Source organism: Streptomyces sp. ACA25 (assembly GCF_028200735.1).
Lineage (GTDB): Bacteria > Actinomycetota > Actinomycetes > Streptomycetales > Streptomycetaceae > Streptomyces.
Genome location: NZ_JAQKPV010000009.1, coordinates 246,727 through 267,571 on the forward strand (window position 1 = coordinate 246,727; position 20,845 = coordinate 267,571).

Below are 20,845 nucleotides of genomic sequence, written 5' to 3' on the forward strand. Positions count from 1 at the left end.
TCCGTGGTGCGCGGGGGGCCCGTCCGGCCGCAGGCTCAGAGCGTCAGCACAGGCCGGGTGGAGAAGCCCTCGCAGAGGTCTTCTCCGTCCGGGCCGTACACGAACTCGACCATGGAAGGGTTGCGGTTGGCGGTGGCCAGGGGCAGCCAGGCCAACATGCAGCCGTAGCCGCCGCATACCGACTCGCCGCCGTCACCACCGTGTACTGCGGTGACGTCGCTGGTCAATTCCGAACTGTAGGTGTTGTGGGCGATCCGCAGGCCGAAGGCGTTCAGCTGTTTGTGCGGCCCGGAGTGATCGCCGGTGGGGGTACGGTCGAGGGGACAGGTGTTGCCCCACCGGAAGAGCGTGGTGGCACCGGCTCCGCAGGCGTGCTCCCACTCGTCCGAGCTCGGCATCCGCAGGCCGCGAGCCGCGAGCACGGCCGGAGTGTCGGCGGGTAGTCCGGTCAGGTCCTCGGCCTCCACGGCCATGAGCACGGTGGCCAGGGTGACACGTCGGCGTGGGCTGAGCACGTGGGCGAGGTGCGCCCGGAGGTCGGGACCACGGCCGAAGCCGTGACCCAGGCTCTCCGCGAAATCGGCAGCCTGCTCGGGCGTCGGCTGCCAGGCGTCGAGATCGAAGCCGAGCACCACCGTGCCGCCGGGTATCAGCGCGAATTCCTGATCATTCCGCTCGATCCGGACACGATGCAGTGGGGCGTTGAGGTGCTCAACGGTTTCGACGGCGGTCACGCGCCCCCCGACCAGCTCCGCGGCCTCGGAGGCGATGCGGTGTGCGGCCGGCCGGTCGACAGACCGCCACTGGGCAAGACGGAGATCGGCGAGGGACATGTGCCGCAGTGTTGCACGGGGGTCCGGAGACCACAGTCAGCGCGTGCTTGATGGTTCGATGTGCGTGACGGTGCCGAGCTGCCCGAGGTCGGCAACTGTCTGGGCCGTTCCGAGCGCGCGGCCTGCTCCTCGCGCCGGCGGAGGAAATCGGCTGCCCCGCCAAACGAAAATCACCCCGGCCGGGTGCGGCCCCAGCCAGGTGCCGCACCCGCCGTGCACGGAGAGCGGGGCGGCTCGGAAGGGTCAGGGGGCCTCGTAGACCGCCCGGACGGCGTCCTCCGCCGCGGTGAGCGCCGCGTCACGGTCCAGACCGAGACGGCGGGCGCGCCGGGCGAACTCCAGGGCAGCGGTCACCGCCTCCTGCTCGGCGGCGCCCCCCACCGCGGCGATGAACGTACCGTTGCGGCCTCGGGTCTCGATCACTCCGTCGGCCTCCAGGGCACGGTACGCCTTGGCAACCGTGTTGGCAGCGAGCCCCAACTCCCCCGCGAAGCCGCGCACGGTCGGCAGCCGGTAACCGGCCGGCAGCGTCCCTTCCCTGGCCTGTCGGGCGATCTGGGCGCGCAGCTGCTCGTACGGCGCGGTCGGGATCTGCTGATCAATGGTGACCTTCACCCGGCCGATTGTGCCGGACGCAGAACGGTGCCGGGCCGCGGGCCGTCCGTGCGCACCGGAACGGCGGACTCCGCGCTCCCCGGCCGGCTGTTCTTAACCGCTCGTGAGCCCTTCCTTAAGAGGACCATAAGGATCGTCCCGCGAGCCCTCGGAGGGCCGAAATCCCTGGTGAGCGCGGCTAACGTCCAAGACGTCGGGCGAAGTTCGCGGAGCCGGTGTCCAGCCGGGACCGGCTCCCGGCCCGCCGGCATTCGTCCCAGCCGAAGGAGACTCCCCCCATGACCGTCCGTCGCAAGGCAGCCACTGTCGGCGCCCTCGCCGTCGCCCCACTGGCGCTCAGCCTGATGGCAGCCGTCCCCGCCGCAGCGCACGGGTCGATGGACAACCCGGTCAGCCGGATCTCGACGTGCCACCAGGAGGGTCCGGAGAACCCGCAGTCGGACGCCTGCAAGGAAATGGTGGCCATCGGCGGCACGCAGCCCCTCTACGACTGGAACGAAGTCAACCTCGCGAACGCCGACGGACGGCACCGCGACCTCATTCCGGACGGCACACTGTGCAGCGCGGGCCGCGACAAGTACGCAGGGCTCGACCAGCCCCGCGCCGACTGGCCGGCCACCGAACTCAGCAGCGGTTCCCACACCTTCCGGTACGCGGCCAGCGCGCCGCACACCGGGTCCTTCGAGCTGTTCATCACGCGGGAGGGGTACGACCCGACGCAGCCGCTGCGCTGGGCGGACCTGGAGTCCTTCGGCGAGGTCACCGATCCGCCGTTGGAGGAAGGCGCCTACGTCTTCGGCATGGAGATCCCCGAGCGGGAGGGCCGCCATCTGATCTACAGCGTGTGGCAGCGCTCCGACAGTCCGGAGGCCTTCTACACCTGCTCGGACGTCGTCCTCGGCGGGGACAGCGGCGGCTCCGCCGCAGGCGCTCAGCCGGCCGGAGCGCCTGCGGCGGAGCCCGGGACCGGCGCGGACGCCGCCGGCCCTGAGGACCACGGAGACCACGACGAGCCCGGGAAGGATGCCGGTGGCGGCGCGGACGACCGGGGCGGGGCAGCCAAGGACCCTGCGGAGTCCGGCCCGGAGAACCTGGCCTCACCCGCGGGAAACGAGCCCGCCCCGCAGGGCGCCACCGAGGAGGAGCCCTCCCTCGCGAGGACGGGCGGTGAGAGCACCACCGTGCTGCTGGCCGCCGGTGGCGCCGCCGCTCTGACTGCCGGTGCGGGGCTGGTGTTCACGAGCCTCCGCCGCCGCGCCGCGGCCCGTCCCCGCGCCTGACCGCCCCCTGACCCGGTGCCGCCGCTTCCCGTCCCCCACCTTCGGGGAAGCGGCGGCACCGCCTTGTCCACGGTCGGGACGTCGCTTTGCGCGAGGGGTGAGAGTCCCTGCGGTGTCGCGTTGCGGCGAGGCATGCCGTCCCCCGGAGCGGCGTCGATATGTCTGTGCATGGCGGCAGTTCGAGGTGCAAGCTATCGGGGTGAACATGGAAGAGGTCGGCGCGCGGTTGGTTGGTCGATTCGGCCCCGAGGCCGAGGGTTGGCTCGCTGAGGTTCCGAACCTCGCTGCGCGGCTGGCCACGCGGTGGGGTTTCGTGCTCGGTGAGCTGTTCGAGAGTGGAGCCTCCTCTGTCGTCTTTCGCTGTCGATGGCCTGACGGAACGCCAGCGGTCCTCAAACTCAGTTGGGATCGGGTGCTGTTGACCAAGCAGGTGGAGATGCTGCGCGTGTTCGCGCCGTCGGGTCGGGTGCCGGCCGTATTGTCTGCTGACGCGGAGGCCGGGGCGATGGTGTTGGAGGAGGTCCTGCCCGGCACCGAGGCCGAGGACATGCCGCAGGCGTCATTGCCGCAGCAGTGGGGAGAGCTGCTTGCCGCGCTGCACGCCGTGGCCCCACCCGCGCACTGGCCACTGGATCTGCGCGGTCGGTTCGACGAAGCCTTCGTCCGGATCGGCCGGCGGCTGTCCGAGCCGGCCATCGGCACACGGATCGACCAGGCCGCGTGGCAGCGGGCGATACGGCGCTGTGAGAGGTTGCTGGACAGTCAGGCCAGGCTCGTGTTGCTGCACGGTGATCTGCACCTCGGCAACGTCCTGGACGGCGGCCCGTCGCGCGGTCTGATCGCGATCGACCCCAAGGCATGTGTGGGTGACCCGTGCTTCGACGCCGTCGACTACGTGGTGGCGGGTGCCGGACAAGAGGGTGTCGAGGCCCGTTGCCAGCGGGTGGCGACCACCTGCGGGCTCGATGGGGACCGGCTGTACACCTGGAGCCGAGTGATCGCACCCATGGCAGCCATCGCACACCTCACCTATGACGGTCCAGAGCCGGTGATCGACGAACTACTCGCTCTGTCCCGCTGATGCCGTATCCCGGCCCGGCGAAGGAGCACCGCAGGCCCATGCCGGCGGGTCCCCCGCCGTGTTCGGACACGTCGATCGGCGTCACGCGGCTCCGGCGGTGCCCGGCGGAGGGTGGGCGGCGGCGGGGCCAACGGCTCCGCCGCCGAACCGGCCGCGGGCCCGGTCCGCGGCTGCCTCAGCACGTCGGCGCCGCTCGTCCGCGGGGTCGAGGGACAGCTGCCGGGTGGCATGCCGGGCCGCCACGAGGCCTTCTGCGCGCAGCGTGAGCGCGCGCACCCGGGCCCGCTGCAGGCCCAGGCCGTCGTGCAGCGCGTAGGCGGTGGCGGCCAGCTCGGGCGTGTGGGCGGTGGACTCGGCGAGCGAACGGCTGCGCGTGGTGACGGAGCGGTCGGCATAGCGGACGGTGAGCGTCAGGGTCCGGGCCGTCCGCTCCTCACCGCGCAGCCGGTAGCCCAGCCGGTCGGCGAGAGCGAGGAGGGCACGGCGGCGCATGACCGGATCGAGCTCGTCGTGGCCGAAACGGTGCTCCGCCGACGCCGAACGCGGCAGCGCGGCCGGGGTGACCGGCGTGGGGTCGATCCCGCGGGCCAGATCGTGGATACGGCGGCCGGCGGCCGCGCCGAGGATCCGCTGCAGAGTGGCGGGGGGTGCGGCGGCGACCGCGTCGATCCGGCCGAGCCCGTAGTGGGTGAGCGTGCGGACCGTCGCAGGGCCTGCGCCGGGCAGCGCGACCGTCGGCCGGCCGGCCAGGAAGCCGCTGACGGCTTCCGGTTCGTCCGGGACCCGGCGGACCGCACCGGGCGGTCCGTCCTCGGCCGCCATCCGGGCCAGCAGAGGGTTGCCCGCGACCCCGACGGTGCAGTCCGCGCCGTACCGGGCGAGTGCCTGGACCCGGAGCCGCTGGGCCAGCTGGAGAGCATCGCACCCGAAGTAGCGCAGGCTTCCCCGCACATCGGCGAACGCGGCGTCGCGAGGCACCGGCTGCACCACGGGGGTGATGCCGTGGAGCAGCCCGATCAGCGCGGGGTACACCTCCTCGGAGCAGCCGTCGAAGCGCACGTACAGCACATGCCCGTGGTGTTCGCCGGCGGTCATCCCGCACTCCCGGGGCTGGAGTGCCACATCCGGCGGCCGTGCCGGGGCGGCTGACCGGAGTCGCCGGCCGGTCGCAGATCGGCCCAGGGGTGGAGAGTGTAGCCGGTGGACATCTCGATCCGCCGGTCCGGACCGGCCCGAGCGGCTCCCATGGGCTCCGCCAGCCGGGCGGCAACCGCGTCCAGGCCACCGGTGCGACGCAGCTCGACGAGCTCGGCGAGGTCCCAGGCGGCGGCGCCGACCACGCTGAAGGCGCGCGGACCGCGGCGCTGGACCACTCCGCGCACGAGCAACAGCCAGGAATGGAAGAGCGTGTGGGCGCAGGCGCCGTGGCTGTCGTCGAAGAAGGCACAGTCGATCAGCCCGGTGGAGTCCTCCAGGGTGGTGAAGACGACGCGCTTGCCGGACCGGATCGGCGGGGTCTGGGTGGCGGCCTTGGCACCGGCGACCAGGACCGTCTCCCCGTGCCGGGCCTGCCGCAGACTGCGGGCCGTCAGCACGTTCAGTTCCCGCAGGAAGTCGTGGTGGTCGGACATCAGGTGACGGGAGGCGTCCAGGCCGAGAATCCCCAGCTCGGCACCGAGTCGCTCGTCCCGGTCGAGGTCGGGAAGCCCGGTGGCAGCGGCCAGGTCGGGCCCGGTGTCCGGGTCCGTGTCCAGCATGAGCTGTCCCTGGCGGGCGCCGGCGGTGCGCGACCGCCCGCGCAGCTCGGCCAGATGCAGCAGGAGGTCCCGGCGGTTGCCGCCGAAGGCGTCCAGTGCGCCGACGCTGGCGAGGCGTTCGGCGGTGGTCCTGGAGGGCCGGGCGCGGCCGAGCAGGTCCGGCAGCGAGGCGTAGGGGGCTCCGGCGGCGATCCGCCGGGCTTCGTCCGCGGTGATGCCCTGGACCTCCCCGAGCGCGAGGCGCAGTCCCCACGTCGCGGCCTCCGCGTCCTTGCCTCCGGGTACCGGCTCGATGCGGTAGGTGTCCGCTGACCGGTTCACGTCCAGGGGCAGCACCGGCACCCCGCGGCGCCGGGCGTCGGCGAGCAGCAGCCGCTTGGGGTACATCCCCGGGTCGTGGGTCAGCAGCCCGGCGTAGAAGGCGGCCGGGTGGTGTGTCTTGAGCCAGGCGGACTGGTAGGTGGGCACGGCGAAGGCAACCGCGTGCGCCTTGCAGAAACCATAGGCACCGAAGGCCTCCACGATCTCCCAGGTGCGGTCGATGACCGCGGCCGGGTAGCCGCGTTCCTCGGCCGCGGTGCGGAACCGGGCCCGCAGCCTCTCCCGCCACTCCCGGTCTGCCAGCGCCCGGCGGGCCGCGTCGGCCATCGCGTGGTCCCAGCCGGTCATGGTGCTCAGTACCCGGATGACCTGTTCGTGGAAGACCACCACCCCGTAGGTCTCGCGCAACGCCGGTTCCAGGTCCGGGTGCGGGTAGTGCGGGGGCTTCCGGCCGTGCCTGGCCTCGATGAAGGGCCGCACCATGTCCGCGGCCACCGGGCCGGGCCGGAACAGCGATATGTCGACAACAAGGTCGTGAAAAGTGGAGGGCTGCAGCCGTCCGAGGAGGTCGCGCTGGCCTGGCGACTCGATCTGGAAACACCCCAGGGTGTCGGAGGAGCGGATCAGCCGGTAGGTCCCCGGGTCGCCCTGCGGCACCCGGTCCAGGTCGAGCCGCTCGCCCGTGGCGCGTTCCACCTCACCGACCGCGTGGGCCATCGCGGACTGCATCCGTACCCCCAGCACATCCAGCTTGAGCAGCCCGAGGTCCTCCACGTCGTCCTTGTCGAACTGCACCATGGAGAATCCCTCGCCGCTGGTGGGTACCACCGGCGCGCGGGAGCGCAGCGAGGTGTTCGACAGCAGCACCCCGCAGGGGTGCATGGCCATCCCGCGCGGGATCCCGTCCAGCGCCTCGACCAGGTCCCACATCCGGGGCCCGTACGCCTCGGCGTCGATGCCCTGCAGCTCGGGCAGCTCAGCGAGCGCGCTCCGGACATCCCTGGCCCGGATGTGCGGGAACGCCTTGGCCAGCCGGTCGGTCTCGGCCGGGTCCATGCCCAGCGCGAGTCCCACCGCCCGGATCGCGTGCCGCACCCGGTAGGTCTCGGGCATGGCGACGGTCGCCACCCGCTCCTCGCCGAAGCGGGCGAAGATCGCCCGGTAGGCCTCCAGCCGGCGGGCGGACTCCACGTCGATGTCGATGTCCGGCAGCACGTCCCGGCGCGGGGACAGGAAGCGCTCGAACAGCAGGCCGTGCTCGAGGGGGTCGGCCTGGGAGATCCCGAGCAGGTGGTTGACCAGCGATCCGGCTCCCGAGCCGCGTGCGGCGACCCGGATACCGAGTCCGGCAATGTCGTCGACGACGCTCGCGACGGTCAGGAAGTACGAGGCGTAGCCGAGCTGCCCGATGATCCGCAGCTCCTGCTCGAGCCGGTGCCAGCGCTTCGGGTCCCGGTCGTATCCGCGGAGCACCATGCCCGCCGCGCAGCGCGAGCGCAGCACCCGGTCCGCGGTACGCCGGCCGGCGCCGACGAGCTGCGGTTCGGGGAAGTGCACGCGGCCCAGTCCCAGGTCGTCCTCGGGATCCACCCGGCACATCGCGGCCGTCTCCGCGGTGAGGTCGAGCAGCCGCCGCGCGGCCTCCGGCCGGTAGCCGGCCGCCTCGGCGATCCGCCCGGCGGAGGCCGCCATCCCCGCGGGGTCCTTGAGCCACCGGTCCCCGTTGTCGAGCCCTTTGCGGGGGTCGACGGGCACCAGCCTGCGGGCGGAGTCCAGGACATCGGCGACCGGACCTTGCCCCGGGTCGGCGTAGCGCGCCTCGTTGCTGAGCACCGGAGTGACGCCCTGCCCGGCGGCCAGCTGCAGGGTCCGGGCCGCGGTCCGCAGCGGCCCCGAGCCGACGGCCTCCAGCCGCAGCGCGTCCCCGCACCTCTCGCGCCAGAGCCCGAGCAGCCGGGCCGCCCGGTCCGGCCGGCCGGCGGTCAGTGCCCGCCCGACCGCCGATGCGGGGCCCAGCAGAACGATCAGCCCGTCCCCGGTCACTTCCTGCCAGGGCAGCACGGGCTCGCCGCCTCCCGCGTGGGCCGCGGTGACCAGGCGGCACAGCTGCGCCCAGCCGGCGGCGCCTTCCTGGGCCAGGAAGACCGCGCGCGGCACCGACTCGTCGGTGAAGGCTCCGCCGCGCACCGGCACCGGGCGCCGTGCCGCGGCTTCCCGGGCCTCCTCGGCGGGCGACTCCACCGCCAGCTCCACCCCGAAGACCGGGCGCACCCCGGCCCCGGCGCACGCTCTGGAGAACCGCACAGCACCGCCGAGGGTGTCCCGGTCGGTCAGAGCCAGCGCTTCCATACCCCGTTCAGCGGCTCGCTCGGCCAGCCGCTCGGGGTGCGAAGCCCCATAACGGAGGGAGAGCCCGGAGGCCACATGCAGGTGCACAAAACCTGACATATCTACCTCCTGCCCTCTTCGCGCCACCCGTCACACCTCGAACGCCCACCCACCATAAACCAGCCATCGAACATTTGTGCGACTACGAGGTATCAGCAGGTCAGTGGGGTGAGACATGCACTCTGTGGCGAAATTCGATCGCCCTCTGAGCCGGGGGCACTTGGCTCCGGACAGCACCGGACCCGGACCCCCGGGTGGCGTGCGCCACCTCCGCCATCGGGGTGGCCTCCAGGTGGTGGGGAGCAGCGACGGCGGAGCGTCGGTCACTCACCGGAGCGGCGTACCGCACCCCGGGCTTCCGCAAGGCCTGACGGGGCACTGCGGCGGAGGGGCCGGGAGCGTCATGCTCCGCCGCGGTCGAGCAGCCGGCGCAGCTCCAGGGCGTCCGGCGCGACGGCGGTGACCAGTGAGGCCGGACCGGCCAGCGGGGTTCGGACAGCCGTCCCGCCCAGCAGCACGGGCTCAACGGGCTGCTCCCGGAACTCGGGGCCGGCCACCAGCAACTGGCCGGCCGCGCGACAGCCGCCCAGCACCGCCGCGCCGTCCCAGCCGGGAACGCCCGGTCCGTAGCTCAGCTCCTGGTCGAGCAGCGGCCGCCCCGCGTGGTGCACGGTGAGGCGGCTGGACAGCCGGCCGGGCTCCTCCCCCGCCCTGCCGAGCACCTGCTCCTCCCGGAACACCAGCCGTGCCGTGGCGGCGAGACGGATTCTGGTGGTCATCCGCAGCTCGCTGCCGCGGGCGGAGATCAGCGGCTCCGGGAGCCAGTGCAGCTCGGCGCCGTCCCCGACCGACAGTTCGGTGACGAACTCCGCGGCGCCGCCGTCCGGACCCGGCAGCGCCACCATGGAGGCCACCGAGGTGACCCGCAACGCGGCGCCCGCCCCGGCCCGCACCGTCACCCGCAGCCGGTCCCCGCCCAACGGCACGCTCATCGCCCCGACCATGGTGACCTGGGTGTACGGGCCGGAGGCCCGGGTACGGCGCAGCGCCAGCGGGCCGTCGCTCTCCAGTACCGGGAGCGCCCCGCCCCGGACCGCCGTGATCCGGGCGGCGGCCGTGACCCCGGCCGGCGCGGGCGCCGTCACGGGGCGCCGGTCCAGTCGGCGAGCCGGGCCAGCACCCAGTCGCTGACCGGACGCACCCCATCGGGGGCGGTGAGTGAGGTGAAGGCCACCGGAAGGGCTCCGCGCCGCTCGGCGGCGTCCCGGGCCATCACCGCCAGATCGGCCCCCACGTACGGGGCCAGGTCCGTCTTGTTGACGACGAGGAGATCGGAGGTGGTCACCCCGGGGCCGCCCTTGCGCGGGATGTCGTCCCCGGCGGCGACGTCGATCACGAAGATCTGGGCGTCCACCAGTCCCCGGGAGAAGGTGGCGGTGAGGTTGTCGCCACCCGACTCCAGCAGCACCAGATCCAGTGGGCCGGTGGCGTCCTCCAGGTCCTCGACGGCTTCGAGATTGGCCGAGATGTCGTCCCGGATCGCGGTGTGCGGGCAGGCCCCGGTCTCCACCGCGGCGATCCGCTCGGGCGGCAGCACGGCGTTGCGCAGCAGGAACTCGGCGTCCTCCCGGGTGTAGATGTCGTTGGTGACGACGGCGAGGGACAGCCGCCCGCGCAGCTCGCGGCAGAGCGCCGCGACGGTGGCCGTCTTGCCGGAGCCGACCGGGCCGCCGAGACCGATCCGCAGCGCCCGCCGCCCGCCGCCGGGACGGTCCGGGGCACTCCGGCTGTGCCGGCCGGGAAAGGTGTGCGGGGGGTCGAGGTGCATGTGCGGCTCCGTGTCGTTGCGGCCGCGGGAGGGCCGGGCGGTCTGGTCAGGAAGCGAAGAGACGGACGGAACGGGCGGCGTGCGCTTCCGCACTGATGTCCAGGAGCGGGGCGGAGGCCGCGGGGAGCGCGTCGGTGCCGTGGGCCGGCACCTCGGCCGCGGCGGCCACGGCCCGCTCCGCGACCTGCTCGAGGTCGGGGGCGAGCCGGGCGAGCACCGCGGTGGCGTCCAGGGGATCCAGACTCAACAGCCGGACCACGGCGGTGGCGGGACCCGACACCGCCTCGTACCCGGCCGCCAGCGCCGCCCCGTACGGGGTCGTACCGGCGGCGCGGGCGGCCAGGCCGAGCACCACGGGCTGATGCGCGCCGCGCGGCCGGAGCTCCGCCAGGGACTCCAGCGCGGCGCACGGCCAGGTGACACGGGCGGCGCGCAGCAGCTGGCGGCCGAGCCTGCGGCCCACGGCGCGCAGGGCGGGCGAGGGGGTCCGGGCGTCGGCCGCGGCGTCGAGAGTCAGGGGGTCGTGGCCGGCGCAGGCCGCGGCGGCCAGGGCGGCGGCCACCAGGCCGGTGGTGTGCAGCCGGCCCCGGCAGAAGTCCTCGAGGTCGCCGGCGCCGGTGATGCGGCCGGCCAGGACCGCGGCCTCCGCCCCGCCGGAGTGGGCGTGCCCGCCCGCGGGGAACCTGCCGTCGGCAAGGATCAGGAGGGCCGCTCCGGGTGGGTGCACCGCTGACCGCCTTCCGCCGGGAGCGTCTCAGAACAGGAAGTAGCGCTGAGCCATCGGAAGCTCGGCCGCCGGGGCCGGGACGACCGGATCACCGTCGATGGTGACGGTGAAGGTGTCGGCGTCCACCCGGACGTCGGGCCGGGCATCGTTGTGGCGCATGTCCGCCTTGGTGACCTTCCGGACATCACCTGCGGCGAGGAACCGCTTCCCCAGTCCCAGCCGCTCAGGGAGCCCGTCCTCCAGGGCGAGCGGGGAGACGAAGGTGACGGAGTTGGCCGCCGGGGCGCGGCCGAAGGCACCGAACATCGGCCGGGGCAGTACCGGCTGCGGGGTGGGGATGGAGGCGTTTGCATCCCCCATCTGCGCGTGGGCGATCTGCCCGCCCTTGATCACCAGCTGCGGTTTGACCCCGAAGAAGGCGGGGTCCCAGAGCACCAGGTCGGCCAGCTTGCCCGGCTCCACCGACCCGACCTCGTGGTCCAGGCCCTGTGCCACCGCCGGGTTGATGGTGTACTTGGCGACATAGCGACGGGCCCGGTGGTTGTCCGCCCGCCCGTCGCCGGGCAGCGCACCGCGTCGCCGCTTCATCACGTGTGCGGTCTGCCAGGTGCGCAGCACGACCTCGCCGATGCGGCCCATGGCCTGGGCGTCGGAGGAGATGATGGAGAGGGCGCCCAGGTCGTGCAGCACGTCCTCGGCGGCGATCGTGGAGGGACGGATCCGGGACTCGGCGAAGGCAAGGTCCTCGGGCACCGCGGGGTTGAGGTGATGGCAGACCATCAGCATGTCGAGGTGCTCTTCGACCGTGTTGACGGTGTGCGGACGCGTCGGGTTGGTGGAGCTGGGGAGCACATGGGCCTCGGCGACCACCGTGATGATGTCCGGCGCGTGCCCGCCGCCGGCCCCCTCCGTGTGGTACGTGTGCACGGTGCGGCCCTTGAGGGCGGCGAGGGTGTCGCCGACGAACCCGGCCTCGTTCAGCGTGTCGGTGTGCAGGGCCAGCTGCGCACCGGTCTCCTCGCACACCGTGAGACACGCGTCGATGACTGCCGGGGTGGCACCCCAGTCCTCGTGGATCTTGAACCCGGCCGCGCCCCCGCGCAGCTGGCTGTACAGCGCCTCCCGGGAAACGGTGCTGCCTTTGCCGAGCAGGGCGAGGTTCACCGGGCTGGAATCCATCGACTCCAGCATGCGCGCCAGGTGCCAGGGGCCGGGGGTGACGGTGGTGGCCCTGGTGCCCTCGGCAGGCCCGGTGCCGCCTCCGACCAGGGTGGTGATGCCGGAGGCCAGCGCCTCGTCGACGAGTTGCGGGCAGATGAAGTGCACGTGCGCGTCGATGCCGCCCGCGGTGAGGATCCGGCCGTTGCCCGCGATGATCTCCGTCTCCGGGCCGATCACGAGCTCCGGATGCACCCCGTCCATCGTGTCGGGGTTCCCGGCCTTGCCCAGCGCCGTGATGCGGCCGTCCCGGATGCCGATGTCCGCCTTGAGAACGCCGCTGTGGTCGAGCACGACCGCACCGGTGATCACGGTGTCCGGGGCACCGGCGGCCCGACCCGCCCGGGACTGCCCCATGGACTCCCGGATCACCTTGCCCCCACCGAAGACGGCCTCGTCACCGGCGCGTCCGGGCCCGCCGCTCAGGTCCCGCTCGATCTCGATCAGCAGGTCGGTGTCGGCGAGCCGCACCCGGTCCCCGGTGGTGGGACCGAACAGGTCGGTGTACGCGGCGCGGCTCAGCTCAGTCATCGAGCCCACCCGCCACGGCCCCCCGGAGACCGGCCACGATCCGGTGACCGCCGAGCGGGACGAGGTCCACCTCCACGGGGATACCGGGCTCGAAGCGCACGGACGTCCCGGCGGCGATCGCGAGCCGCCGGCCGTGGGCGGCGTCCCGGTCGAAGCCGAGGCCGGGATTGGCCTCGGCGAAGTGATAGTGGGACCCCACCTGGACGGGCCGGTCCGCGGTGTTGCGGACGGTGAGACGGATGACGGAGGCGCCTTCGTTCAGCCGCACCGGACCGGCGGCGTGGAGAATCTCACCGGGGACGACCGGTGCGGGCCGGCGCTTCGCCTCGTACGTGTGCGGCACAGCGGCCTCCGGGTCAGGTGATGGGCTCATGAACGGTGACGAGCTTGGTGCCGTCCGGGAAGGTCGCCTCGACCTGGACGTCGCGGATCATCTCGGGGACGCCCTCCATCACCTCGGCCCGGGTCAGCACCCTGCGTCCCGAGGCCATCAGTTCGGCGACCGTGCGGCCGTCCCGGGCGCCCTCGAGGAGATGGGCGGTGATCAGAGCCGTGGCCTCGGGATGGTTGAGCCGCAGACCGCGGGACCGCCGCCTTGCGGCGACGTCCGCCGCCACGTGGATGAGCAGCCGCTCCTGCTCGTGCGGGGTCAGTCGCACGCTCCGCCACCTCGCCTTCGCTCTCACCTTCCGGGCACGCCCCGTGAAGAAGCTGGCCCGCATGGTAACCGGCCCTCGTTACGGCAGCGTTACCCGTACTCCCCGTCGGCCCCGGAACGTGGCCACCGGCGCGGAAGCCGCCGCTCCGGATAGCCTGGCCGGGTGACTTCCCCTCTCGATCTGGTCATATTCGACTGCGACGGCGTCCTGGTGGACAGCGAACGCCTCGCCCTGCGCATCAACGTGCAGTTGGGCACCGAGCTGGGGTGGGTGATGAGCGAACGGGAAATCGTGGACCGGTTCCTCGGCCGCTCGCAGCGCTCCGTGCACGGGCAGATCGCGGAGCGGCTGGGTAAGGAGACCGCGGACCTCTGGGAGGACCGCTACGCCCGGCGGATGAACGAGGCCATCGACGCGGAGCTGACCGAGGTGGACGGTGTCACCGAGGTACTGGACTCCCTCGGAGTGCCGTTCTGCATCGCTTCCAGCGGCGGGCATGCCAAGATGCGGCGCACGCTCGGCCGCACCGGGCTGTACGAGCGTTTCGCGGGGCGGATCTTCAGCGCCACCGAGGTGAGCCGCGGGAAGCCGGCCCCCGACCTGTTCCTGCACGCGGCTGCTTCGATGGGGGCCGGCCCCGCGGGGTGCGCGGTGGTCGAGGACAGCCAGTACGGGGTCCGGGCAGCCCGCGCGGCCGGAATGCGCTCCTTCGGATACGCGGGAGGACTGACTCCCGCCGCCTGGCTGCAGGGGCCCGGCACCGTCGTCTTCCAGGACATGCGGGAACTCCCCGCGCTGCTCCTCGGCTCCCGTCCCCACGGCCCGGGCGGGCCGGCCGGACCGCAGCGGAAGCGGATGTGACCGAAGTCAAAGAATTCGCACCTGCTGCATCCCGCAGGGCAGGGTAGGGGAACCAGGCAGGGATGTGCCCACGAAAGCAAGGAGCGTCATGAAGATCGGGATCGTAGGAGCCACCGGGCAGGTCGGCGCGGTGATGCGCGGGATTCTGGCCGAGCGGAAGTTCCCGGTCAGCCGGCTGCGGCTGTTCGCGTCCGCACGGTCAGCGGGCCGCGAGCTGCCCTGGCTCGACGGTGAGGTCACCGTCGAGGACGCGGCCACCGCCGACTTCTCCGAGCTCGACATCGTGCTGTTCTCCGCGGGCGGCGCCACGTCCCGCGCCCTCGCCGAGCGGGTGGCCCGATCCGGCCCTGTGGTGATCGACAACTCCTCGGCCTGGCGGCTGGACCCCGAGGTGCCGCTCGTCGTCTCCGAGGTCAACCCGCACGCCGTCGCCCAGCGGCCGAAGGGGATCATCGCCAACCCGAACTGCACGACGATGGCCGCCATGCCGGTGCTCCGGCCCCTGCACCGGGAGGCCGGGCTGGTTTCCATGGTGGTCTCCACCTACCAGGCGGTCTCCGGCAGCGGGCTGGCCGGTGTCGCCGAGCTGGACGAGCAGGTGCGCAGCGCCGTCACCCAGGACGCCACCCGGCTCACCCACGACGGCACCGCGGTGGACTTTCCGGCCCCGGACAACTACCTCCGGCCGATCGCGTTCAACGTGCTGCCGATGGCGGGCTCGATCGTCGACGACGGGCTCGAGGAGACCGACGAGGAGCAGAAGCTCCGCAACGAGAGCCGCAAGATCCTGGAGATTCCGGACCTGAAGGTTTCCGGCACGTGCGTGCGAGTCCCGGTCTTCTCCGGTCATTCGCTGCAGGTCAACGCCCGCTTCGAGCGCCCGCTCCCACCCCAGCGGGCCCGCGAGCTGCTCGCGGAGGCCGAGGGCGTCGAGCTCTCCGACATCCCCACCCCCCTGCAGGCGGCGGGCCGGGATGCCAGCTACGTGGGCCGGATCCGCCGGGACGAGACGGCGGAGAACGGGCTCTCGCTCTTCCTGTCCAACGACAATCTCCGCAAGGGAGCGGCGCTCAACGCCGTGCAGATCGCGGAACTGGTGGCGGCCGAACCGCGCTGAGCCGCCCGGGCGGGCAGGCCGCCGCCCCGGAGCACAGCGGAGCCCCCGCCCTGACGGGCGGGGGGCTCCGCGCCCCGCCGGGGCACCGCGAGGCCCCGGAAGCGGTCGGGTGAGGATCGGACTACGGCAGCGTCGCGTTGTACGCGTCCAGCGCCCGGGTCACCGGCTCGAAGAAGGTCGTTCCGCCGGAGCTGCAGTTTCCGCTGCCTCCGGAGGTGAGCCCCAGGGCGGTGCTGCCGGCGAACAGTGCGCCACCGCTGTCACCGGGCTCGGCACAGACATTGGTCTGGATGAGACCGCGCACGGTGCCCTGCGGGTAGGTCACCGTCGCGTTCAGCCCGGTGACCGTGCCGGAGTGCCGGCCGGTGGTGCTGCCGCTGCGCTCCACCGCCTGGCCGACCGTGGCGTTGCCGGCTCCGGTGATGTTGCGGGTGCCGGAGTACAGGTTGACGGCGCTGGGGTGGTCGACGGAGCCGGTGTACCGCACCAGCGCGTGGTCGGCACCGGGGAAGGTGCTGCCCGTCATCTGGCCGATCTGGCTGCCGCCCGAAGCACCGGCCCAGCCGCTGCCTGTGCTGCCGCAGTGGCCGGCGGTCAGGAAGTGCGGCTGGCCGTCCACCGTGACGTTGAACCCGAGGGAGCAGCGGGAACCGGAGGAGTAGATGGCGTCGCCGCCCATGATGAACGTCTCGAACTCGCCCTGCACCTTCTCCACGGACGCCTTGTCGCCCAGTGCCTCGGCAGCGGCCTCGACCTCGGCGAGTGCCTCACCGGTGACCGTGCTGTCCACCGTGATCCTGACCGAGTTGGTAGCCGGGTCGATCGCCCGCGCGGTGCCGGGGACCGCGAACGCGTCCACCTCCGCCATGACCGTGTCCAGTTCGGCCGCGTCGTACTCGACGACCCGCGCCTCGGCGCCGGCCTCCTGGATCTCGGCGGCCTCCGCCTCGTCCGTCACATTCACGACGAGCGTCCGGGCCTCGGCGTCGTAGTACATGGAGTTCTGATCACTCTGCAGACCGGAGGCCAGCGTTTCGGCGAGTTCTCCCGCGGCACTCGAGGAGAGGGTGTCAGGAGCCGAAGCCGGAGCGGGAGTGCTGGCACCTGCCTGAGTCGCGAGGAAGGTTCCGGCCATCAGGGCCGCAACGCTCGACGCCGCTATGACGGCGCGTCGCTGGGGAATACGTCGGTGTGTCACGCTTGTGAGTCCTCCTGTGGGGGTGGCGCCTTCTCGGCTGCGAAGACACCTGGAAGGGCATGGACGGACCGTGAAGGCGCGTCCATGCCAAGCGGTGCCGGTGAGTATGTCGAGTTCACCAGCCCTTTCGCAAGGGAGAGTTGGCACCTCTCCGCTAACGTCACAGGGTTTTCACAGTTGCGGACGCCACGACCCCGAACAGAGCACGGACAGCTGTTTCGCGAGCACGCTCCGGCTTCGCCGGGCGGAGAAGGGAGGGCTCCGGGGCAGGAGCGAGTCCGCTTCAGCTTCCGCAGGCCTCCCGGCCGGACCCGCCCGGCACCCGGCGGTCGCTGACTCTGCACAGCATGCTCACGTCCGGACCACCGGACTCACCCGTTCAGAAGCGGGCGGTGGATCCTACACACCGTCAACCAGCGCATAAGACTGTATTTCTGATGGATGGCCATATCGTGTGCACCAGAACCGTCACGAAACCCGGTGCGAGTGGCTATTCGCTTGGTGCATCACCCGCCGCATGGACGACCATAGGAAGGCGGGCGGCCCGCGGCGAGCCGCTGACGGACGAAGTGGGCCGCACAGAGAGAGGAGGCGTCCATGGGATCGGTGCGCAAGGCGAGTGCGTGGCTGGGGCTCGTCGATGACCGCGAGATGCGCTACTACGACGACGAATACTCCGAGGGACCGGAGCCGGGGGACGCCGAGCCCTGGACCACGGATCCCCGGGTCCAGGTGGCGGCCGAGACGGCGCAGGACCAGGGCGGGCGCATCGCCACGGTCACACCCGGCGGCTTCCGGGACGCCCGCCGTATCGGCGAGCTCTTCCGCGACGGTGTGCCGGTCGTGGTGAACCTGACCGTGCTGGACCCGGCCGACGCCAAGCGGGTGGTGGACTTCGCGGCCGGGCTCACCTTCGGTCTGCGCGGCACCATAGAGCGAGTGGCCACCCGGGTCTTCCTGCTGACTCCCGCGGACTATCAGGTGGTCAGCGGCGACAGCCGCCGCACCTCGGACAGCGGCTTCTTCAACCAGAGCTGAGAAGGGCGGGCGCCCTGCCGCTGCGGGGCGCCCGCCCGGGGCCGTGTGCCTTGGCCGGTGCCCTGGCCCGGGCCGGACCTGAGCACGCCGGAAAGCCTGCGTCCGGGCAGGTCAGCGATCTTCGTCACGTCTCGCTCCCACGAGGAATGCCTCCGGCCCACCGATGCTGTACTGGGGCCATGCGAACCTCCACTCCGCCACTCAAGGACCCGCTCGACCTCCTCGACGTCTCCTCGGCCCTGACCGCCGAGGAGCGGGAGATCCAGCGCACCGTCGCCCGGTTTCTCTCCGACCACGTGCGGCCGCACATCGGGGAATGGTTCGAAGCAGGCCGGTTCCCCCGGGAACTGGTGCCCGAGCTGGGCAGGCTCGGGCTGCTGGGCATGCACCTGGAGGGGTACGGCTGCGCCGGAGTGAACGCGGTGGGCTACGGGCTGGCCTGTATGGAGCTCGAGGCGGCGGACAGCGGGCTGCGCAGCTTCGCCTCGGTCCAGGGGTCGCTGTCCATGTACTCGATCCGGGCCTACGGGTCCGAGGAGCAGAAGCAGGAATGGCTCCCGCGGCTGGCCGCCGGCGAGGCGATCGGCTGCTTCGGGCTGACCGAGCCGGACCACGGCAGCGACCCGGCAGCGATGCGGACCCGGGCCGTGCGCGACGGTGGCGACTGGATCCTCAACGGTTCCAAGATGTGGATCACCAACGGCTCCATCGCGGACGTGGCGACCGTCTGGGCCGGCACGGAGGACGGGGTACGGGGCTTCCTCGTCCCCAGCGGAACTCCCGGCTTCACCGCCCAGGACATCAAACAGAAGATGTCGCTGCGTGCCTCGGTGACCTCCGGGCTCTCCTTCGACGACGTGCGGCTGCCGGCCTCCGCACAGCTCCCGGAGGCCACAGGTCTGCGTGCTCCGCTCTCCTGCCTGGGCGAGGCACGCTTCGGCATCATCTTCGGCGCCCTGGGAGCTGCCCGCGACAGCCTGCAGTCCGCCCTGGCGTATGCGGACTCCCGGACCCAGTTCGGACGGCCCATCAGCGGCTTCCAGCTCACCCAGAAAAAGCTGGCCGACATGGCGCTGTCCCTGAACAGCGGAATGCTGCTCGCGCTGCACCTGGGCCGGCTCAAGGAGCAGGGCCGGATCCGTCCGGAGCAGGTGAGCGCAGGCAAGCTGAACAACGTCCGGGAGGCGATCGCCATCGCCCGCGAGTGCCGCACCATCCTCGGAGCGAACGGCATCAGTCTGGAGTACCCCCCGCTGCGCCATGCGAACAACCTGGAGTCCGTCCTGACCTACGAGGGCACCTCGGAGATCCACACCCTGGTGGTGGGACAGGCGCTGACCGGGCAGTCGGCCTACCGCTGACACCCGACAGGGCGGGCTGGAGACGGACGGCCCGGCCGCTGCGTCAGGGCTGCCGGACGGGCTCGGGAGAGGAGTCGCCGAGCCCGCCGGCCGCCGGGCCGGGAACCCGCCCCGCAGCCGCCCCGGAGGTGCTGCCGCCCCCGGTTCCGGCCCCGGCCGGAGCGGGCGGCAGCCGGGGGCCGAGCCCGCGGGGCAGCCGCAGGGCCGCCACCGCCCCGGCGAGCAGCAGCAGGACACTCACCACGAGCGTCATGTGCATACCGGCCACGAAGGCCTCCCGGGCTGACGCGGCCAGGGCCGCGCCGGTCTCACCGCCGATCCGGTCGGCCACCGCCAGGGCCTCGCCGAGCGAGCGGGCGGAGGCCTCGGAGTCTTCCGTCCCCACGCCCGCCACCCCACCGATCCCGGGACCGTAGACCGCGTTCATGAGGCTGCCGAGCAGTGCTATGCCCATCCCCGCTCCGAACTGGTACGCGGTCTCGCCCACCGCTGCGGCTGCGCCGGCCTCCTCGGCGGGAGCATCGTTCAGCATGGACTCGTACGCCCCGAACAGGGTCGTCTCCAGCCCGAAGCCGAGCAGCACGAAGCCCCCGGCCAGCACCAGCGGGCGGTCCTGCACTCCCATGCCCATCAGGCACACCACGGCCAGCGCGGTGAGGACGAAGCCCAGAGCGACCATGGCACGCGGGCCGAGCAGGTGCAGCATCCGGGAGCCGAGCAGCCCGGCGGCGATGGCCGCGATACTCAGCGGCAACAGGCGCAAGCCGGTCTGCAGCGGGCTCAGCTCCAGTACCAACTGCAAGTACTGGGCGGCGATCAGCGCGAGCCCGACCAGAGCCAGCACCGTCAGCACGATGCAGCCGACCGAGGTGCCGAACGCCGGGCGCGAGAACGCCGACAGGTCGATCAGCGGGTACCTGCGGGCCCGCTGCCTGCGGGCGAAGGCGACCAGCAGCCCCACCCCCACCACCGCCGCCAGGAAGGTGACCGGGGTGAACAGCTCACCGCTGCCGCAGCGTTTCAGCGCGAGGATGAGACTGAGCAGGCCGACCGCGGCCAGCAAGGCTCCGAGGAGGTCCCAAGGGCCCGCCCCGTCCCCGTGCGACTCGGGCAGGAGCCAGCGTCCGACGGGCAGGCAGATCATCATCAGGGGAATGTTGATCAGGAAGACCGAGCCCCACCAGAAGTGCTCGAGCAGCGCCCCCCCGAACAGCGGGCCTATGGCCGCCCCCACGGCAGCCACGGCGCTCCAGATCCCGACGGCCAGGGCACGCTCACGCCGGTCGGGAAACACCTGCCGCAGGATGGACAGCGTCGCCGGCATGATCATCGCCCCGCCGGCACCGAGCAGCGCACGGCCCAGGATCAGCAGGTGCGGGCTGGCCGCGTAGGCGGCCAGTGCCGAGGCGACCCCGAACGTCGCGTACCCGATCAGCAGTACTTTGCGGCGTCCGATGCGGTCCCCGAGGGTGCCGAAAAGGATCAGCAGGGAGGCGCAGACCAGCGGGTAGGCGTCGACGATCCACAACAGCTCGACCGGCCCGGGACGCAGGTCGGCGGTCACGGCCGGCACAGCCACGTGCAGCACGGTGGCGTCGATGGCGACCAGCAGCAGGCTCACACAGAGGACCACGAGAATCGTCCAGCGGCTCTTCTCCCCGGCTGCGGGCGGCCGGGGCCGGGGCGGGACGTCCTTCGCCCATGCGGTACCGGGCGGGGTCGTCCCGGACATCTGCGCACCTCCCAGTCGGGCCTCGCGGGTGTGGGCCCGCGCCTCCCGGCACCGACGGGCGGACCCGCCAGGAAGTGCGGGCGCGAAGCGGGAGGGGCGGACGATCAGACAGCGTACGCCAGCCTTCGGTGCGGCCGTGCACCTCGTTCGGGCGCCGGTTGTCCACCGGGGCGTCCTCACCCGCCTGAAGGAACGGAGGAATGGAAATATGAACAGCCACCCGAATGGCGGAAACAACCCGCGACCGGCACTGGATCTCCCGAATTCCTGCACCTCCGGCACGCTTCTGCGGATCGCGAT

18 protein-coding genes are annotated in these 20,845 nt (G+C 72.4%); 6 read left to right on the forward strand and 12 right to left on the reverse strand.

Annotated features, from left to right (window positions below):
- Window positions 1-35: 35 nt before the first annotated feature.
- Window positions 36-833, reverse strand: a complete 798-nt coding sequence (locus tag PJ985_RS16150) for a hypothetical protein (protein ID WP_271684466.1) — start codon at window positions 831-833, stop codon at window positions 36-38.
- A 243-nt stretch (window positions 834-1,076) separates the two neighbouring features.
- The gene (locus tag PJ985_RS16155; RefSeq protein ID WP_443033499.1) at window positions 1,077-1,457 is read right to left on the reverse strand and encodes a GntR family transcriptional regulator; all 381 of its coding nucleotides are present in this window, start codon (window positions 1,455-1,457) and stop codon (window positions 1,077-1,079) included.
- Between the two features lie 269 nt (window positions 1,458-1,726).
- Here PJ985_RS16155 and PJ985_RS16160 point away from each other — a divergent pair, with 269 nt between their 5' ends.
- Complete coding sequence (locus PJ985_RS16160; RefSeq protein WP_271684468.1) at window positions 1,727-2,728, forward strand: lytic polysaccharide monooxygenase auxiliary activity family 9 protein; 1,002 nt, start codon at window positions 1,727-1,729, stop codon at window positions 2,726-2,728.
- A gap of 205 nt (window positions 2,729-2,933) precedes the next feature.
- On the forward strand, window positions 2,934-3,809 hold the full coding sequence (locus PJ985_RS16165; protein WP_271684513.1) for an aminoglycoside phosphotransferase family protein: 876 nt from the start codon (window positions 2,934-2,936) through the stop codon (window positions 3,807-3,809).
- Between the two features lie 81 nt (window positions 3,810-3,890).
- Here the strand turns inward: PJ985_RS16165 and PJ985_RS16170 are convergent, their stop codons facing one another.
- The 8 genes from PJ985_RS16170 to PJ985_RS16205 form a co-directional block, all read right to left on the reverse strand.
- Window positions 3,891-4,904: a DNA polymerase Y family protein gene (locus PJ985_RS16170; RefSeq protein WP_271684469.1), complete on the reverse strand. Its 1,014-nt coding sequence runs from the start codon at window positions 4,902-4,904 to the stop codon at window positions 3,891-3,893.
- The gene (locus tag PJ985_RS16175) at window positions 4,901-8,335 is read right to left on the reverse strand and encodes a DNA polymerase III subunit alpha (protein WP_271684470.1); all 3,435 of its coding nucleotides are present in this window, start codon (window positions 8,333-8,335) and stop codon (window positions 4,901-4,903) included. Before PJ985_RS16175 ends, PJ985_RS16170 begins: the two co-directional genes overlap by 4 nt.
- 341 nt (window positions 8,336-8,676) lie before the next feature.
- Window positions 8,677-9,420 (reverse strand): urease accessory protein UreD, encoded by a 744-nt coding sequence (locus PJ985_RS16180; RefSeq protein WP_271684471.1) that lies wholly within the window; start codon window positions 9,418-9,420, stop codon window positions 8,677-8,679.
- Window positions 9,417-10,103 carry an urease accessory protein UreG gene (ureG, locus tag PJ985_RS16185; protein WP_271684472.1) on the reverse strand — a complete coding sequence of 229 codons (687 nt, stop codon included), beginning with the start codon at window positions 10,101-10,103 and terminating at the stop codon, window positions 9,417-9,419. Before ureG ends, PJ985_RS16180 begins: the two co-directional genes overlap by 4 nt.
- Before the next feature lie 46 nt (window positions 10,104-10,149).
- Window positions 10,150-10,830, reverse strand: coding sequence for an urease accessory protein UreF (locus PJ985_RS16190; RefSeq protein ID WP_271684473.1), 681 nt, complete (start codon window positions 10,828-10,830; stop codon window positions 10,150-10,152).
- 27 nt (window positions 10,831-10,857) lie between these two features.
- The gene (locus PJ985_RS16195; protein ID WP_271684474.1) at window positions 10,858-12,579 is read right to left on the reverse strand and encodes an urease subunit alpha; all 1,722 of its coding nucleotides are present in this window, start codon (window positions 12,577-12,579) and stop codon (window positions 10,858-10,860) included.
- Window positions 12,572-12,952 carry an urease subunit beta gene (locus PJ985_RS16200; protein ID WP_271684475.1) on the reverse strand — a complete coding sequence of 127 codons (381 nt, stop codon included), beginning with the start codon at window positions 12,950-12,952 and terminating at the stop codon, window positions 12,572-12,574. The genes PJ985_RS16195 and PJ985_RS16200 overlap by 8 nt, the downstream gene beginning before the upstream one ends.
- Window positions 12,936-13,238, reverse strand: a complete 303-nt coding sequence (locus PJ985_RS16205; RefSeq protein WP_271684476.1) for an urease subunit gamma — start codon at window positions 13,236-13,238, stop codon at window positions 12,936-12,938. The genes PJ985_RS16200 and PJ985_RS16205 overlap by 17 nt, the downstream gene beginning before the upstream one ends.
- A gap of 162 nt (window positions 13,239-13,400) precedes the next feature.
- Here PJ985_RS16205 and PJ985_RS16210 point away from each other — a divergent pair, with 162 nt between their 5' ends.
- Together PJ985_RS16210 and PJ985_RS16215 are read left to right on the forward strand one after the other, a co-directional pair.
- Window positions 13,401-14,099, forward strand: a complete 699-nt coding sequence (locus PJ985_RS16210) for an HAD family hydrolase (RefSeq protein ID WP_271684477.1) — start codon at window positions 13,401-13,403, stop codon at window positions 14,097-14,099.
- Between the two features lie 88 nt (window positions 14,100-14,187).
- On the forward strand, window positions 14,188-15,216 hold the full coding sequence (locus PJ985_RS16215) for an aspartate-semialdehyde dehydrogenase (protein WP_271684478.1): 1,029 nt from the start codon (window positions 14,188-14,190) through the stop codon (window positions 15,214-15,216).
- A gap of 121 nt (window positions 15,217-15,337) precedes the next feature.
- Here the strand turns inward: PJ985_RS16215 and PJ985_RS16220 are convergent, their stop codons facing one another.
- The gene (locus tag PJ985_RS16220) at window positions 15,338-16,414 is read right to left on the reverse strand and encodes a S1 family peptidase (protein WP_271684479.1); all 1,077 of its coding nucleotides are present in this window, start codon (window positions 16,412-16,414) and stop codon (window positions 15,338-15,340) included.
- Window positions 16,415-17,011: 597 nt separating this feature from the next.
- Here PJ985_RS16220 and PJ985_RS16225 point away from each other — a divergent pair.
- A complete protein-coding gene (locus tag PJ985_RS16225) occupies window positions 17,012-17,452 on the forward strand; it encodes a cell division protein SepF (RefSeq protein WP_271684480.1) in 441 nt (146 codons plus the stop codon).
- A 179-nt stretch (window positions 17,453-17,631) separates the two neighbouring features.
- Window positions 17,632-18,813 carry an acyl-CoA dehydrogenase family protein gene (locus PJ985_RS16230; RefSeq protein ID WP_271684481.1) on the forward strand — a complete coding sequence of 394 codons (1,182 nt, stop codon included), beginning with the start codon at window positions 17,632-17,634 and terminating at the stop codon, window positions 18,811-18,813.
- 43 nt (window positions 18,814-18,856) lie between these two features.
- Here the strand turns inward: PJ985_RS16230 and PJ985_RS16235 are convergent, their stop codons facing one another.
- Entirely contained in the window at window positions 18,857-20,545 is a 1,689-nt protein-coding gene (locus PJ985_RS16235) for an MFS transporter (RefSeq protein ID WP_271684482.1), read from the reverse strand.
- Between the last annotated feature and the right edge of the window lie 300 nt (window positions 20,546-20,845).

Coding starts and splice junctions, on each gene's coding strand:
- PJ985_RS16230 (WP_271684481.1), top strand. CDS start 17,632: ATGCGAACCTCCACTCCGCCACTCAAGGACCCGCTCGACCTCCTCGAC.
- PJ985_RS16170 (WP_271684469.1), bottom strand. CDS start 4,904: ATGACCGCCGGCGAACACCACGGGCATGTGCTGTACGTGCGCTTCGAC.
- PJ985_RS16175 (WP_271684470.1), bottom strand. CDS start 8,335: ATGTCAGGTTTTGTGCACCTGCATGTGGCCTCCGGGCTCTCCCTCCGT.
- PJ985_RS16235 (WP_271684482.1), bottom strand. CDS start 20,545: ATGTCCGGGACGACCCCGCCCGGTACCGCATGGGCGAAGGACGTCCCG.
- PJ985_RS16195 (WP_271684474.1), bottom strand. CDS start 12,579: ATGACTGAGCTGAGCCGCGCCGCGTACACCGACCTGTTCGGTCCCACC.
- PJ985_RS16165 (WP_271684513.1), top strand. CDS start 2,934: ATGGAAGAGGTCGGCGCGCGGTTGGTTGGTCGATTCGGCCCCGAGGCC.
- PJ985_RS16200 (WP_271684475.1), bottom strand. CDS start 12,952: ATGAGCCCATCACCTGACCCGGAGGCCGCTGTGCCGCACACGTACGAG.
- PJ985_RS16160 (WP_271684468.1), top strand. CDS start 1,727: ATGACCGTCCGTCGCAAGGCAGCCACTGTCGGCGCCCTCGCCGTCGCC.
- PJ985_RS16150 (WP_271684466.1), bottom strand. CDS start 833: ATGTCCCTCGCCGATCTCCGTCTTGCCCAGTGGCGGTCTGTCGACCGG.
- PJ985_RS16215 (WP_271684478.1), top strand. CDS start 14,188: ATGAAGATCGGGATCGTAGGAGCCACCGGGCAGGTCGGCGCGGTGATG.
- ureG (WP_271684472.1), bottom strand. CDS start 10,103: ATGCACCTCGACCCCCCGCACACCTTTCCCGGCCGGCACAGCCGGAGT.
- PJ985_RS16225 (WP_271684480.1), top strand. CDS start 17,012: ATGGGATCGGTGCGCAAGGCGAGTGCGTGGCTGGGGCTCGTCGATGAC.